The following is a 436-nucleotide window of genomic DNA, read 5'->3' on the forward strand; positions in this document are numbered from 1 at the left end:
GGGGGTGGCGATGGATTTGACCCGAAACCCCCGGGCGGAATTACCCCGCCCGTATTTGAATAGGAATAAGGAGCGAGAGCAATGGTCGCGTTTTACAATACCGGCACGGTCAGCATCAACAGCGGCAGCACCGCGCTGACCGGTGTCGGGACCGAGTGGAACGAGAATGTCAGGCCGGGCATGGCCGTCGAGTTTCTCGACGAGCACGGCTCTTTCGAGATTCTGTCTGTCAACAGCAACACCTCGATCACGCTGGGGCGCCCGCGTGTTGGCGGCAATCTCAGCGGCGCGCCCTATCAGATCGTCCCCATTCGCGGGCTCGACATCACCAATCAGAACCTGCTTTCGGAGCTCATTACCGACTATCAGGACGTCGTGCTGGGCATCGGCGCGGGCAAGTTCCCCGATGGAACGGCTGCGGCTCCGGCGGGCACAT

1 pseudogene is annotated in these 436 nt (G+C 61.5%); it reads left to right on the forward strand.

Going from position 1 to position 436, the window contains the following annotated elements:
- Positions 1-81: 81 nt before the first annotated feature.
- Positions 82-436: pseudogene (locus AX735_RS06805) on the forward strand (hypothetical protein); the annotation flags it as partial.

Source organism: Blastomonas sp. CCH1-A6 (assembly GCF_001556365.1).
Taxonomy (GTDB): domain Bacteria; phylum Pseudomonadota; class Alphaproteobacteria; order Sphingomonadales; family Sphingomonadaceae; genus Blastomonas; species Blastomonas ursincola.